Source organism: Herbaspirillum sp. 1173 (genome assembly GCF_031455335.1).
In the GTDB taxonomy this organism is placed as follows: domain Bacteria; phylum Pseudomonadota; class Gammaproteobacteria; order Burkholderiales; family Burkholderiaceae_D; genus Herbaspirillum; species Herbaspirillum huttiense.
The window spans coordinates 260660-274924 of the sequence record NZ_JAVDSP010000005.1 but is presented as its reverse complement, the minus strand read 5'-3'; the positions used below and the strand labels follow the sequence as shown (position 1 = coordinate 274924).

Here is a 14265-nt window from a genome sequence, read left to right as displayed (position 1 = left end):
CTTTTCGCAGGTGCGGTGTCGGGGCCATCAGGCAATCGCAAACACTTCCACCACACCACTGAGCCGCCGCGCCTGCGCCTGCAGTGCCTGCGACGCTGCTGCGGCCTGTTCCACCAGCGCCGCATTCTGTTGCGTGACCTGATCCATTTGCGAGATCGCATGGTTGATCTCGTGGATCCCCTTGCTCTGCTCGGCGCTGGAATCGCTGATGGCCCCGATCACCGACACCACCCGGTCGACGCTGGAGACGACATTGCTCATGCTCTCTCCCGCCCGGTTGACCAGCGCACTGCCGCTGGCGACCTTGTCCACCGAGTCGTCGATGAGCGTCTTGATCTCCTTGGCTGCCGACGAACTGCGTTGCGCGAGGCTGCGCACTTCCGACGCCACCACCGCGAAGCCACGACCTTGCTCGCCCGCGCGCGCGGCTTCCACGGCTGCATTCAGGGCAAGGATGTTGGTCTGGAAGGAAATGCCGTCGATGACGCTGATGATGTCCACGATTTTTTTGGACGAGTCCTCGATGGCCGCCATCGTCATCACCACATCCTTGACCAGCTGTCCGCTCTCGGCGGCCACCACCGAGGCTTCGGTGGCAAGCCGGTTGGCTTCGCCGGCGCTGTCGGCGTTCTGTTGCACCGTCGCCGTCAGCTGTTCCATCGCCGAGGCCGTCTCTTCCAGCGAGCTGGCTTGCTCTTCGGTGCGCGAGGAAAGGTCGAGATTGCCCGCAGCGATCTGGCTGCTGGCCGTTGCAATGGCATCCGTGCCGGAGCGGACTTCCCGCACGATCTCGCGCAAGCCGGTGTTCATGCTCTTCATCGACATCATCAGGCTGTTGGGAAGACGGCTGTCGGCATCCACCTCGCTGCGCAGGTCGCCTTGTGCGATCCGTGCCGCCAGCGCAGCGGCCACCGCTGGTTCTCCACCCAGCTGGCGCAGTACGCTTCTGGTGATGAGCACGGCAGCCACGATGCCGCTTGCCAGGGCCAGTACACCAAGTGCGATCAACAGCCTGCGCGCGGCCGCATAGACGGCCAGCGCCTCGTTCTTGGCATCGTCGTTGAGCTTGTCTTCGAATGCTGACAGCTCGGCCAGCGCCTTGCGGCGTTCTGCCTGCATCTTGCCCAGCGGACCGTCCAGGATAGGCTTGAGTTCTTCACTCTTTTGCGCCTTGGCCAACTCGATCAGGCCCGAGACGACCGGTAGAATTTCCTTGCTCATCTTCTGGATCGCCACGAGGGAATTCTTTTCGGTCTCGGTGGTTTCTTGCAATTCCGTAAAGAGCTTGGCCAGTGCCGCTTCCGCTTGCGCATAGATGGTGATCTGCCGTTGCAGATTGTCGGCGTTGAGTTTCATGTCTTCCGGGGTCGTCGCCAGTCCGATCCCGCGCGAGGCCAGCGACTGCTCATAGGCCGCTGCACGCATGGTCGAGAGATGCAGGATCTCCACATTGTTGACTTCGGTGATGGACAGCAGTTGCTGGTTCACATCATCCAGTTTTTTCAGCGAGATGCCGACAATCAGAAGCATGAGCACGAGCACGCCGCCAAAGCCGAACTTGAGGCGCGAAGAAACCGTCAGACGGGTGAAATCCATACACACTCCAGTGAACACTTGCAGTTATTCGTAGTACGTTCCCGACGCCACCCCATGCAGGCAAGGGTGGACGATGTGGCGTTCTGATGCCACAGGCAACGTCGGGAAGTGCGGATCTTGATTCAGTGGAGTTGGGCGATTCCTGTGGGAACGCCGCCCGCCGTGAACTAAGGATGAAGACAAGGGATGCTGTTCTTTTCCCGGCGGGCCGGCCGCCTTCCCCGGGAAAACCGCACACTGTAGAGCAAACGCGCTTGTTTGATTAGCACCGAAAACTTAACGGCAGTCTTCAGAAAAACCGCCCAATGGATGGGCTGCGTGAAGCAGGGATGTGTGCCAGGACAAGATTGGACGGGGGCAGAAGAAGGATGCGATTGCGCCGTGACACGGCGGATCGGCAACCAGAGGAGGGGGCGGGGAGAGACAGAAGGTGCCTGCCGCGCAGGCTTGCGTGCGGCAGGTTTTGTCGGGGGACTGGACGAACGCCGGGTCAGTCGCAGCGGCCGGTCTGCAGATCACATTGCGCCAGCCCGTTGTCGGCCGCCGCAACGGCCGCGCCCGACGAGGCCGTTTCTTCACGCAGATAACTCGCCCACTCTTCCGGCTGGCCCAGCCAGCGCCCGGTATCGAGCACTTCCAGGGTATCGCCCCGCTGCAGCACGAAAGTCGGGAAGCCGCGTCCGCCTACATAGTTGAGCAGTTCACGGCTGGCCTCGATATGATTGGCCAGCTCTTCCTGTTCGATCCGCTGCATTTCGCCAGTGAAGGCAGCGGGCTCGATGTCCAGCGTCTGCGCCAGTTCGACCAGCGTCGCCATGTCGGAGATGCGCCGCCCTTGCTGGTAATGCGCACGCTGGATCGCTGCCAGCATGTCCAGTCCTGCGGCCTCGCCCTTGAGCGCCTGTACCGCCAGCACGGCCGCAGTCGGCGGAGCCGAGTCGAAGACCGCGTCGGTATCGCGCAGCAAACCGTTGAAGTAGGGTTCCCCGAATGCTTGTCCGGTCATCTGCGCGATGCGCTGATCGTGCGGCATCACGTAATCGCGCAGTTGCGCATCCACGTGTCGACGGTTGCGGCCGGCCATCATGCCGCCGCCGTGCGCCTGCACCGGCAGCACTGCGCGGGCCGCCGCCACCAGCGGCGCGGCACCGTAGCACCAGCCGCACAGCGGATCGTGGATGTAGTGAAGCACGGTGTCGTGCGGGGCGGCGGGGGTGGTCATGATGCGTTTTCCTCTTGAATGAATCGGCACAGGGCCTGACGTTTTCTGCACCGTCAGGCCCGTCAAGCGTAGTGGGTCAGTAGCCTACCGTGAAACGGGCACGCACGTGCTTCGGCTGTTCCAGCTCGTCCAGCAGGGCCACGGCGTAGTCCTCGTAGGAGATCCAGCTCTTGCCATCGGCACCGACCAGCAGTGCATCCTGGCCCAGGCGGAACTGGCCGGTGCGCTCGCCGGCGATGAACAGCGCGGAGGGCGAAAGGAAGGTCCACTCCAGCTCGGTCTCATCACGCAGGGCATTGAGGAAGTCACGGCCACCGGATGCCTCGGGCATGTATTCGGCGGGGAATTCCGGGGTATCGATGAGCGCCTTGCCCGGTGCGATTTCCAGGCTGCCGGCACCGCCGACCACGGCCAGGCGCTTGACGCCGGCTGCCTTCAGGGCCGGCAGGAGGTCGTCCGCACCGAAGGCCGTGAAGCGGCCGCTGGAGATGACGACGTCGGCACCCTTGATGGCGGTGGCCAGCGCAGCTGCGTCCTTGACGTCAGCCGAGACGGCAGTCACGCCGGTACGCTGGGCGATCTTGCCGGCGTCGCGGGCAATGGCGATGAGGTTGTGGCCGCGGCGCAGGGCTTCGTCCACGATGCGGGTGCCGACGTTGCCGGAGGCGCCGATGAGTGCGATTTTCATGGTGTTTCCTTTCTGGTGGAGAGGGAGGACAAACAGCTTCGGATCAATGCAGTTCAGATCAGGGCCACTTCATTTCACCCTTGATGACCTTGGCCGACAGCTCCAGCGAGCTGGTATCGCCCAGGTCAGGATAACGCTGCTTCATGGCGGCGATCAGGGCATTGCCATCGGCGGCCTTGGCGGCTTCCTGGTCGAAGGCCTTCAGGTAGTCGCGGGTGAAACGCACCGAGGCGATATCCAGCGGCGCACCGGCGGCATAGTGGCCGGGCACGACGACGGCCGGCTTGAGCTTCTCGATGCGGCCCAGCGTGCCGAGCCAGTCCAGGCGCGACTTCATGCTTTGCGTATCGGCCACCCATACGTGGATGTTGCCGGCCACCACCACGCCGCCAACCACGGCCTTGAGCGAGGGAATCCAGACGAAGCTGCGATCCGGCTGCGGGCCGTCCAGGCCGACGATTTCCAGCTTGCGGCCTTCCAGCGTCAGCGTCTTGCCCTTGAGCACTTCCGGCGTGATGGTGGCGCGGGGCGCGTTGTCACCCAGCTTGGGGCCCCAGTAGGCCAGCTTGCCGGCAGCCGTTTCCTTGATGTGTTCCACGGTCGGCGCGGAGGCCACGATCTTGGCGTCCGGGTAGGCGGCGTGCAGGGTTTCCAGGCCGAAGTAGTAATCCGGGTCGCCGTGGCTGATGTAGATGGTGGTCAGCTTCTTGCCACTGGCGCGGATCTTGTCCACGACCTGCTGCGCTTCGCGCTGGCCGAATTGCGCATCGACCAGGATCGCTTCGCGCTCACCCGTGACCAGCACCGAGCTGACCGGGAAGATGGCTTCCTTGCCGGGATTGTAGATGTCGAGCTTGAGCGGTGCGGCAGCCTGGACGGCCGCGCCCGAGAAGGCCAGCAGGCCGGTGACAGCGATGGCCAGTAGGGGACGCAGCAGGCGACGGGTGGAAAACATGGCGACTCCGGAAAGAGGTGGATGGGTGTCAGGAGCCGCCATCATAGGATCGCTTTTGATTTCGAAAAACAGCATAATCGATCACAGTTTGTTTCTGAAATCGTTCAAATGAAAAAGGGGCCCCGATGGATCGCCTGATGGCCATGCAGGTTTTCGTGACGGTGGTGGATGGCGGCAGCCTGTCGGCGGCGGCCGAGCAGCTGGATTTGTCGCGGCCGGTGGTGTCGCGCTACGTGGCCGAGCTGGAAGACTGGGTCGGTGCGCGCCTGCTGCATCGGACCACGCGGCGGCTCTCGCTCACGCCCGCCGGCAATGAATTGCTGCCGCGCTGCCGCCAGATGCTGGAGTATTCCGAGGACATGCGCCATGTTCTCGATACGCCCGATGAAACGCCGCGCGGGCTCCTGCGCATTACGACCAGTACCTCCTTTGCACAGACCCAGCTGATCCAGGCCGTGGTCGAGTATGGCCGCCGCTATCCGGGGGTGGCAGTGGACCTGCTGGCGCTGGACCGCACCGTGAACCTGGTGGAAGAACGCATCGACCTGGCCATCCGCATGACCAACCGGCTGGAACCTAATCTGATTGCGCGTCCGCTGGGGGTCTGCCACTCGGTCATCTGCGCCACGCCGGATTACCTTGCGCGTCATGGCATGCCGCGCAAGGTGGAAGACCTGGCCTTGCACAATTGCCTGACGCATTCCTATGTGGGGCGCAGCCTGTGGCAGTTCGATCCGAAAAAGAAAAAAGCCCGGGCGGGCAAGGGCGCTGCCGCCGCGAAGATGAAGACGCAGACGCAAAGCGTGGCGGTGGGCGGCACGATCAGCGCCAATGAGGTGACGGTGTTGCTGCAGGCGGTGCTGGCCGGTGTGGGCATCGGCCACATGCCGGCCTATACGGTGGCGCCGCTGGTAGCCAGCGGCCAGCTGGTGCAATTGCTGCCCGATTACGAGCCTTTGCAGTTGGGCATCTATGGCGTCTATGCCTCGCGCAAGCACATGCCGGCGACCTTGCGCACGATGCTCGATTTCCTGGCGCAGCGTTTTGCGGGCCTGCCGTTCTGATCAAGGGTGATCAGGGCGTGATGCTCAGCAGCTTGTGCACCAGTTCGGAGGAGGTGGAAGCGGCGAACTTGCGCATCAGGCGGGCGCGATGCATTTCCACCGTGCGCGGGCTCAGTTCGACCTGGCGGGCGATGAGCTTGCTGGTCTTGCCTTCCACCAGCAGTGCGGCGATCTCGCGTTCGCGCGGGGTCAGGCCGGGGGCGATGGGACGTTTTGCACTGACATCCTCAAAGGTCCAGATACCGGCCGCGTGCGGGTTGTCGCGGTTGAGCGCATGGCCGGTGACGTGGCACCAGAACATTTCATCGTTGGAGCGCTTCATGATGCGCTCGTCCGAATAAAAGCCCTTTTCGTTGAGGATCGGCACCAGGCGCAGGCCGGTGCGTTCGAATTCGTCGGCGGTGGGGTAGATCTCCTGGAAGGAAGTCTGGCGCAGCGCATCGACCTCATAGCCGAACATGTCGGCCATGGCCAGGTTGGCCTGCTGGATCACGCGATTGTGCGAGACGCACATGCCGATGGGCGCGTGCATGAAAACCTGTTCGAAATCGATGGGGAGTGGCTGGGTCATGAGTTGCTGCAATGGTTGGCTGGTCCCTCGCAACTGGCGGGACCGTCTGTCTGACGGTACCATGCTGCATTGCGCCAGGTATTTTTACCGTATTGTATGGCCTATTTCAGCTGCCCTATGATAATTGGCGCTATTTGGAGCCGAACGGGGCCCGGCGACGTCTGCGGACGTTGCGCAAGAGAAGCCCCTGCGCCCATCCCTGTTGAAGCCGGCATGTCCGCCGGCCCGCTTGCAACCCTGCTCGCAAGACAAGAGCCGAAAGGAGACTCGTGAACAAAGTGTATCCAGACGCGGCCACCGCGTTGAAAGACATCGTCAAGGACGGTCAGACCATTGCGGTCGGCGGCTTTGGCCTGTGTGGCATCCCCGAGGCGTTGATCGCCGCCCTGCGTGATTCGGGCGTGCAGAACCTGACCGCCATTTCCAACAACGCCGGCGTCGATGGTTTCGGCCTGGGTCAGTTGCTGACCACCCGCCAGATCAAGAAAATGATCGCTTCCTACGTGGGCGAGAACAAGGAGTTCGAGCGCCAGTACCTGGCCGGCGAACTGGAACTGGAGTTCACCCCGCAAGGGACCCTGGCCGAAAAGCTGCGCGCCGGTGGCGCCGGCATCCCCGCGTTCTTCACCAAGACCGGTGTGGGCACGCTGGTGGCCGAAGGCAAGGAAGTGCGCGAGTTCGACGGCGAGCGCTACGTGATGGAGCGCTCGCTGGTGGCCGACGTGTCGCTGGTGAAGGCGCACAAGGCCGACAAGGCCGGCAACCTGGTCTTCAACAAGACCGCGCGCAACTTCAACCCCAACGTCGCCATGGCCGGCAAGGTCACCGTGGTGGAAGTGGAAGAACTGGTGGAAGTGGGCCAGCTCGATCCGGACCAGATCCACACCCCCGGCATCTTCGTGCATCGCATCGTGGTCAATGCCACGCCCGAGAAGCGCATCGAACAACGCACCGTGCGCGCATAAGGAGACACACAAAATGGCATGGACCAGAGATGAAATGGCTGCGCGCGCAGCCAAGGAACTGCAGGACGGCTTCTACGTGAACCTGGGTATCGGCTTGCCGACCCTGGTAGCCAACCACGTTCCGAACGATATCGAAGTGTGGCTGCAATCCGAGAACGGCTTGCTGGGCATCGGCCCCTTCCCCACCGAAGACCAGGTCGACCCTGACCTGATCAACGCCGGCAAGCAGACCGTGACGACCATTCCCGGTTCGTCCTTCTTCAGCTCGGCGGACTCCTTCGGCATGATTCGCGGCGGCAAGATCAACATCGCCATCCTGGGGGCGATGCAGGTCTCGGCCAAGGGCGACCTGGCCAACTGGATGATTCCCGGCAAGATGGTCAAGGGCATGGGCGGCGCGATGGACCTGGTGGCCGGCGTGGGCCGCGTGGTGGTGCTGATGGAGCACGTGGCCAAGGCCAAGGATGGCAGCACCTCGAAGAAGATCCTGAACGACTGCAACCTGCCGCTGACCGGCGTGGGCGTGGTCAACCGCATCATCACCGACCTGGGCGTGATCGACGTGACCCCGGGCGGCCTGAAGCTGATCGAACTGGCTTCCGGCGTGACCAAGGAAGAAGTGATCGAGAAGACCGAAGCGCCGCTGGATGTGAGCGAGGTCTGATCGTTTGAAAGACCGGAGGCGGCAGTCACTGCCGCGTCGGATGAACGAAGGGCACCATGGAAGTGGTGCCCTTTTTGGTTTGAGCCGGGTCCGGCTTGCCTCACTCCACCCCGCTGACCCTCACCGCATTTCTCCCATCCCGCTTGGCTCGGTACAGGGCGGCATCCGCGGCATTGAGCACGTCCTCCACGCGGCGGTGGTGGCCGCGCTGCAGGGTGGCCACGCCCACGCTGATGGTGACCACGCGCAGGGGACTGGTGGCATGCACGATCAGCCGGCTGTAGACCGCATCGCACAGGCGCTGGGCCATCAGGAGCGCGCCCTGTTCCTCGGTCAGCTCCAGCAGCACCACGAATTCCTCGCCGCCGTAGCGGCCGGCGCAGTCAGTATTGCGCGGCAGGTTTTCGGTGATGGCCTGCGCCACTTCGCGCAGCACCTCATCACCCAGCTTGTGGCCATAGCTGTCGTTGTAGAGCTTGAAGTAGTCCACATCGATGAACAGCACCGAGAAGGTGGAATTGAGATTGCGCCGGCAGCGCTCCCAGGTGGCCTGCAAGGCGTCGTCCAGTGCACGCCGGTTGAGCAGGCCGGTCAGGCCGTCCGTGAGGGCCAGTTCTTCCAGCCGCCGTTCGATGCTCACGCGGCGGCGCAGCTCGTGGCGTACGTGCGAAAGCAGATAGGCCAGCAGCAGCGTGAAGATGAACAGCGAGAGGATCACCGCGTAGAGCGTCTTGCGCCAGCTCTTGAAAATCGCCTCCTGCGAATAGCCGACAAAGACGATCAGCGGCGAGTCGGGAATGCGCCGGAAGGTATAGAGCCGCTCTACGCCATCACTGTTGGCGCGCGCGAAGAAACTGCCTTCCTCATGCTGGAGAGAACTCTTGATGCGCTGAAAATTGGCACTGCCACTGAGATCGCGGCCGATGACGTCGTCCCGGTACGGCACCCGCATGTAGGCCACGCCATCATCCGAATACAGCGAGATGACGCCATCGGCACCCAGCGACAGTCCCTCGAACAGATCGCGGAAATAGGCCAGGTCCAGTGCCATGACGACGACTCCGCCAAAGCTGCCATCGTCATTGAACAGGCGCTTGGACAGCACCACCACCTGCAGCTCATTGCCCAGGCTGGCCTGGATCGGCCGCGAGACGTACAGGCCGACATTGTCCGCATCGCGGTGCGCGGTGAAATAGGCACGGTCGCCATAGTTGGGAGCGGGTTCGCCCGGGCGGCGGCGCGAACTGGCCAGCACCTCGCCCTTGGGGCCGATCACGGCCATCACTGCGATATGGCTGACGCTGGCGGCGCTGCCGAACAGATAGGCATAGCGCTGCGCCTCTTCCAGCCGGCGTGCGCCCAGCGGATGCTGGTAGCGGTAGGCCAGCGTATCCAGCGACAGCGACAGCACCTCCAGGTTGCGCGAAATGGCGCGCTGGGAGATCAGCGTCACGTTGCCGGCGTTGGCCACCGCCGAAAGACGAGTCTGGCGATAGCTCTGATAAAGCGTACTGGCGCACATGGCCACCACCATCAGCATGGCGATACCCAATACGACGACCAGGTATTTCTTCAACTGCTTGATTTTTGTTCCCCCACGATTCCCCAGGCGCAATTAACGCATAAAGCAAAAAGCGCTTCCATCTTGATCGCCGGCAACGTGATTGTCTTGCAACAAAAGATGAACCGCCGCGCAGCCCTGCCGGTCTGATCGCAGAATGCGTGGCCCGCTTCGTGTTCAAATGCGAGCGTCGTCAACCGAATCTGTGCCGCACCGGAGGCTCCCTGAACATCAAGAACACCATCAAGCGCGACCTCGTCATCCTGTGGGCCTTCATCGCCCTGATCGCTCTCATTCTCGCCTTCCTGCTGCTGCAGCTGAGCCGCCAGGGCGCGTCTTCGCAGATCAGCCAGGCCACCGGCCAGGCCGCCGTCAGCTGCGCCTCCATGAGCGCGGGCCTGGCCCATGCGCTCTCTTCCGGCAGCGGCGCGTCCCGCACGGCGGCCGATGGCGATGGCCTGCCCGGCAGCTCCATCATGCAGGCGGTGATCGACTTGTCCCTGCGCGATCAGGCCGGGGTGGAGGGCGGTTTCTGGCATCCCCAGCGCGACGTCGTGGCCTATGCCTTCCCGACCTATGACGGTAGCGGAATCAAACGTGATCCGCCGGGAGCGGAAATGGAACGCATCGTCTCGACTGCGCAGCGCGCCCTCGATGGCGGCACGACCGTCACCGACGTGCGGCCCGGCTTGCGCGAGGCGGTGGTGTTCGCCGCCTGCCCGGTGCCGCTGGGCAAGGTGGCGCTGGCGGCGTGGACCCTCAAGCGCGTGCCGGTGATGAGCGCCAGCGTGCTCAATCAGTTGCTGGTGGCCAGCGCCTTGCTGCTGGCCTTCGTCATCATCAGCGGGGTGTGGCTGGGGGCCACGCTCACGCGCTGGCGCAGCCAGTCCGAACGCCTGGCCAGCCAGCTGGCCCACGCCGAACGGCTGGCCACGCTGGGCCGGGTGGCGGCCGGCATGGCCCATGAGATCCGCAACCCCATCGGAGCCATGCGCATGAAAGCCGAGAATGCCCTGGCCGCCCCCGCCCAGGTGCGCGAGACGCGCGTGACCGGCGCCCTGGAAATGGTGGTCAGCCAGACCGAGCGACTCGATACGCTGGTGGCCAGCCTGCTGGCACTGGCGCAACCGTTCCAGGTGCAGCGCCAGGCCGTCGATCTGGCCAGCTGGATCGAGGCCCGCTGCCAGGCCCACGCCGAACTGGCCGAGCGCCAGCAGGTGCGCTTGGCCTCGGCCATCGATGCCGCCAGCTTTGGCGGCAGTCTTGCCACCAGCGCACTGGACCCGGTGCAGATGGCGCGCGCGGTGGACAACCTGCTGCTCAACGCCCTGGCGCATTGCACCGCAGGCGGCCACATCGCATTGGGTGCGCGCTTGCGCGAGGACGGGCGGCTGCTGCTGTGGGTGGCCGATGATGGTCCGGGCGTGCCGGCGGAATTGCGTGATAGTCTGTTCGACCCCTTCGTCAGCCAGCGTACTGGCGGCACCGGCCTGGGCCTGGTGCTGGTGCGCGAGATCGTGCATGCGCATGGCGGCGTCATCCACCTGGCCGCGAGCGAACGCGGTGCCCGTTTTGAAATGGAGTTGCCATGGCGCGCATCCTGATCGTCGATGACGATGCTGCCTTTCGCGGCAGCCTGGCCGAGACCGTCGGCGACCTCGGCCACGAAGTCCTGGAAGCCGGCAGTACGGCTGCCGGCCTGACCCTGCTGGCCGCGCATGCGGTCGATGCCGCCATCGTCGATCTGCGCATGCCCGAGGAAGACGGCCTGGTCTTCCTGCAGCGCGCCCCGGCCATCGCCGCCATCCCCTGCATCATGCTGACCGCCTACGCCAGCGGCGACAACACCATCGAAGCCATCCGCCTGGGGGCCTTCGATCACCTGACCAAGCCGGTGCCGCGCGCGGCCCTGGTGGAAACGCTGGAGCGCGCACTGCGCCAGAGCCCGGCCGCAACCGAAGACGCCAGCGCCACGCAGAGCGCAACCGGTGACGAGCGCAATGCCCTGGTCGGCGACAGCGAAGCCATGCGCCAGGTCTTCAAGCAGATCGGGCGCGCTGCCACCAGCGATGCCACCGTGCTGATCCTGGGCGAGACCGGCACCGGCAAGGAGCTGGTGGCGCGTGCCCTGCATCGCAATGGCTTGCGTGCCGCACGTCCCTTCGTGGCCATCAATTGCGCGGCCATTCCGGCGGAGCTGATCGAGAGCGAACTGTTCGGCCACGTCAAGGGCGCGTTCAGCGGGGCCACCGCCGCGCGTCTGGGACGTTTCCAGGAGGCCCATGGCGGGACCCTGTTCCTGGATGAGATCGGCGACATGGCCCTGCCGACCCAGGCCAAGATCCTGCGTGTCCTGCAGGAACGCGAACTGACGCCGGTCGGCGGCCAGCAGGCGGTCAAGGTGGACGTGCGGGTGATCGCCGCCACGCACCGCGACCTGCCGCAGGAAATCAGCGAAGGACGTTTCCGCGAAGATCTGTGGTATCGCCTGCAGGTCTTGCCGATCAAGGTGCCGCCGCTGCGCGAGCGTCCCGGCGATATCCTCGCCATTGCCGAACACTTCCTGCGCCAGCAGGGCGGCGATGCCCCCAAGCGCATCAGTCCTGCCGCCGCGCGTCGCCTGTTGCAGCACGCCTGGCCGGGCAATGTGCGCGAGTTGCGCAATACCATGGAACGCGCGGCGGTGATGAGCCATGGTGCCTGCATCGAACCGGAAGACATCGCCCTGGCCGACCGCAGCGTCACGGAAAATGCCAGCGACGTCGCCATCGATTGGGACGGCGAGCTGGCCGTGGCCATAGCGCAGGTCGAACGCGTGATGCTGCAGCGCGCGCTGGCAGCGGCCAACGGCAATCGTGCCGAAGCCGCCCGCCGGCTGGGCATTTCGCGGCAGCAGTTGTATCGCAAGCTGGAAGAGCAGGGCGGCGCAGTCGCTTAGGTCCGGTGCAGGCGCTGCTCCAGCAGCAGGCCCGCTAGTGCGCAGGTGCCGGCGAACAGGCCGATGCCAGCCATCCATCCCTGTGCCAGAATGCCCGCGCCCGCCGCGCTGCCCAATGAAAAGCCGAGATACATGGTCGAGGTGTTGAGCGACAAGGCCACCGGTGCCTGCGCCGCTGCGCCTGAGGCGATGAGCCGTGCCATCTGCGCCGGGAAGAAGGCCCATACCGCAAAGCCCCAAACCACCACCGCTACCAGCACCGGGATCAGTGCCGCCCGGGGCGACAGCAGCGTGGCCGCACTCAAGCTCCAGAAGGCCAGCATCAGCAGCAGCAGCGACAGCCTGACCACGCGCGGCGAGCCGAAGCGATCATTGAGATGGCCGCCCACGGTCACGCCTGCGGCGGCCGCAGCGCCCCACAGGCTGACCGTCAGGCCGATGCCGCGATCAGCGAAGGACAGGGTGTGCGCCAGATACGGTGCCACATAGGGATAGGCCGCATACGCGCCGACCGACCAGAACAGCGTCACCCCGAGCAGACGCCGGATCAGCGGCTGCCCGACCACGGCCAGCCGCTCGCGCAGCCCGGCCACCCGCATCTGCCCGCCGGCATCGCGCCCGACCCCCAGCCAAATGCCGGCCACCGCCACCGCGCCCATCACGGCCACGGCCCCGAACGTGGCGCGCCAGCCAAAGGCATGTCCGACTACCGACCCCAGTGGCAGTCCCAGCGCGATGGCAATGGTCATGCCGCCGCTGACGATGGCCAGCGCCCGTCCGCGCTGTTCGGGTTTGACGATGGCCCCGGCCAGGGCACTGGCATTGGGTGTGTAGAGCCCGGCGGCCACGGCCATCAGCAGGCGCGATGCCAGCAGACCGCCAAAGCCGCTGGAGAAGGCCGCCACCAGATTGGCCGCCGTGAAGACGCCCATTGCACCCATCAGCACGCGGCGGCGGTTGATGTGCGCCGACAGGACGGTGGCGATGGGTGAACTGATCGCCAGCACCAGCGTGAAGACGATCACCAGGCTGGCCACGGTCGACACGCTCATGCCGAAATCGGCCGCCATGCGCGGCAGCAGGGGCGCGATCATGAAGCCTTCGGTGCCGATGGCGAAGGTGCCCAGGGCCAGGAAGCCCGCCGTGAGCAGCGAGCCCGACGGCGAAGGCGATGCAGAGGGAGCCGGCGCAGGCTCCAGGGGAGTGGATGTCATGCTGTCCTCGACGATGGCTACGGTGCGGTGCGCTGCATGACAGCGCACCGCAAGACGATCAGACCGGAATCGGATTGGCGATCAGCGCCGCATTGAAGCCGTTGACCAGCGCGTGTTCATTGGCACCGGGGTTGTCACGCAGCGGCTTGACGGACTCGACGATGATCTCTTCCTCATCGCCGGCCAGCTTGGCCATGGTTTCGGCGATGAAGGCTTCCAGCGGCATGGCGCGCGGGTCGCCGCTCTTCTTGACCAGGTCTGTATCGACCCAGGGCGGGGCGATCTCCTGCACCCGCACCGAGGTGTCGCGCAGCATGAAGCGCTGCGACATCGCATACGAATGCAGCGCCGCCTTGCTGGCCGAATAGACGGCGGTCACCGCCAGCGGTACATAGGCCAGCACCGAGGTGTTGTGGATGATGGTGGCGCGCGGCTGGGCCTTGAGCAGGTCGATCAGGGCCGACGTCAGGCGGATCGGGCCGAGCAGGTTGGTGTCGAGGATGCTGCGGCTGACCTGGTCGTCGATGGTGCCGCCGGCGTCGTCGAAGGGCATGATGCCGGCATTGTTGATCAGCACGTTCAGCGTGGGGAAGCGCGCCTTGAGCGTGGCGGCGGCGGACTCGATGCTGGCCAGGCTGGAGACGTCGAACTCGATGGCCTGCATGCCGGGATTGGCGGCGGTCACTTCATCGAGCAGGGCCTTGCGGCGGCCGCCGATGATGACCTGGTTGCCCAACCGGTGGAAGGCTTCGGCCAGTGCGCGGCCAATGCCGGAGGTGCCACCGGTGATGAAGAGGGTGTTGTCGGTGAGTTTCATGATTTTCCTT

Annotated in this window: 13 protein-coding genes; 5 read left to right on the top strand and 8 right to left on the bottom strand. The window is 64.8% G+C overall.

The genetic code is table 11. The annotated features are described in order from the left end of the window. Window positions 1-27: 27 nt before the first annotated feature. The 4 genes from J2X56_RS18000 to J2X56_RS17985 all read right to left on the bottom strand — a co-directional run bounded on the left by J2X56_RS18000 (window position 28) and on the right by J2X56_RS17985 (window position 4461). Complete coding sequence (locus tag J2X56_RS18000; protein WP_134134184.1) at window positions 28-1596, bottom strand: methyl-accepting chemotaxis protein; 1569 nt, start codon at window positions 1594-1596, stop codon at window positions 28-30. 490 nt (window positions 1597-2086) lie between these two features. Then, the gene (locus J2X56_RS17995; RefSeq protein ID WP_134134182.1) at window positions 2087-2818 is read right to left on the bottom strand and encodes a DsbA family protein; all 732 of its coding nucleotides are present in this window, start codon (window positions 2816-2818) and stop codon (window positions 2087-2089) included. 76 nt (window positions 2819-2894) lie between these two features. Continuing rightward, window positions 2895-3506 (bottom strand): NAD(P)-dependent oxidoreductase, encoded by a 612-nt coding sequence (locus J2X56_RS17990; RefSeq protein WP_134134181.1) that lies wholly within the window; start codon window positions 3504-3506, stop codon window positions 2895-2897. A gap of 58 nt (window positions 3507-3564) precedes the next feature. Beyond that, window positions 3565-4461 (bottom strand): MBL fold metallo-hydrolase, encoded by an 897-nt coding sequence (locus J2X56_RS17985; RefSeq protein ID WP_121041209.1) that lies wholly within the window; start codon window positions 4459-4461, stop codon window positions 3565-3567. 125 nt (window positions 4462-4586) lie between these two features. On the opposite strand from J2X56_RS17985, the gene J2X56_RS17980 reads away from it, so the two are divergent. Beyond that, entirely contained in the window at window positions 4587-5525 is a 939-nt protein-coding gene (locus tag J2X56_RS17980; protein ID WP_039783005.1) for a LysR family transcriptional regulator, read from the top strand. Window positions 5526-5535: 10 nt separating this feature from the next. On the opposite strand, the gene J2X56_RS17975 is transcribed toward J2X56_RS17980, so the two are convergent. Beyond that, window positions 5536-6096, bottom strand: a complete 561-nt coding sequence (locus J2X56_RS17975; RefSeq protein WP_034340603.1) for a PAS and helix-turn-helix domain-containing protein — start codon at window positions 6094-6096, stop codon at window positions 5536-5538. 269 nt (window positions 6097-6365) lie between these two features. Here J2X56_RS17975 and J2X56_RS17970 point away from each other — a divergent pair, with 269 nt between their 5' ends. Then, the gene (locus J2X56_RS17970; RefSeq protein ID WP_013236556.1) at window positions 6366-7061 is read left to right on the top strand and encodes a CoA transferase subunit A; all 696 of its coding nucleotides are present in this window, start codon (window positions 6366-6368) and stop codon (window positions 7059-7061) included. A gap of 13 nt (window positions 7062-7074) precedes the next feature. Beyond that, entirely contained in the window at window positions 7075-7725 is a 651-nt protein-coding gene (locus tag J2X56_RS17965; protein ID WP_034340601.1) for a 3-oxoacid CoA-transferase subunit B, read from the top strand. Window positions 7726-7825: 100 nt separating this feature from the next. Here the strand turns inward: J2X56_RS17965 and J2X56_RS17960 are convergent, their stop codons facing one another. Continuing rightward, window positions 7826-9340 carry a diguanylate cyclase gene (locus J2X56_RS17960; RefSeq protein ID WP_310161408.1) on the bottom strand — a complete coding sequence of 505 codons (1515 nt, stop codon included), beginning with the start codon at window positions 9338-9340 and terminating at the stop codon, window positions 7826-7828. Between the two features lie 107 nt (window positions 9341-9447). Here J2X56_RS17960 and J2X56_RS17955 point away from each other — a divergent pair, with 107 nt between their 5' ends. Together J2X56_RS17955 and J2X56_RS17950 are read left to right on the top strand one after the other, a co-directional pair. Then, the gene (locus tag J2X56_RS17955) at window positions 9448-10890 is read left to right on the top strand and encodes an ATP-binding protein (protein ID WP_310161405.1); all 1443 of its coding nucleotides are present in this window, start codon (window positions 9448-9450) and stop codon (window positions 10888-10890) included. After that, window positions 10875-12224 carry a sigma-54 dependent transcriptional regulator gene (locus J2X56_RS17950; RefSeq protein ID WP_310161403.1) on the top strand — a complete coding sequence of 450 codons (1350 nt, stop codon included), beginning with the start codon at window positions 10875-10877 and terminating at the stop codon, window positions 12222-12224. The genes J2X56_RS17955 and J2X56_RS17950 overlap by 16 nt, the downstream gene beginning before the upstream one ends. Here J2X56_RS17950 and J2X56_RS17945 read toward each other — a convergent pair. Both J2X56_RS17945 and J2X56_RS17940 read right to left on the bottom strand, forming a co-directional pair. Continuing rightward, entirely contained in the window at window positions 12221-13438 is a 1218-nt protein-coding gene (locus J2X56_RS17945; protein WP_121041205.1) for an MFS transporter, read from the bottom strand. The two genes, J2X56_RS17950 and J2X56_RS17945, sit on opposite strands and share 4 nt — an antisense overlap. Window positions 13439-13496: 58 nt before the next feature. After that, window positions 13497-14255 carry an SDR family oxidoreductase gene (locus tag J2X56_RS17940; protein WP_134134176.1) on the bottom strand — a complete coding sequence of 253 codons (759 nt, stop codon included), beginning with the start codon at window positions 14253-14255 and terminating at the stop codon, window positions 13497-13499. Between the last annotated feature and the right edge of the window lie 10 nt (window positions 14256-14265).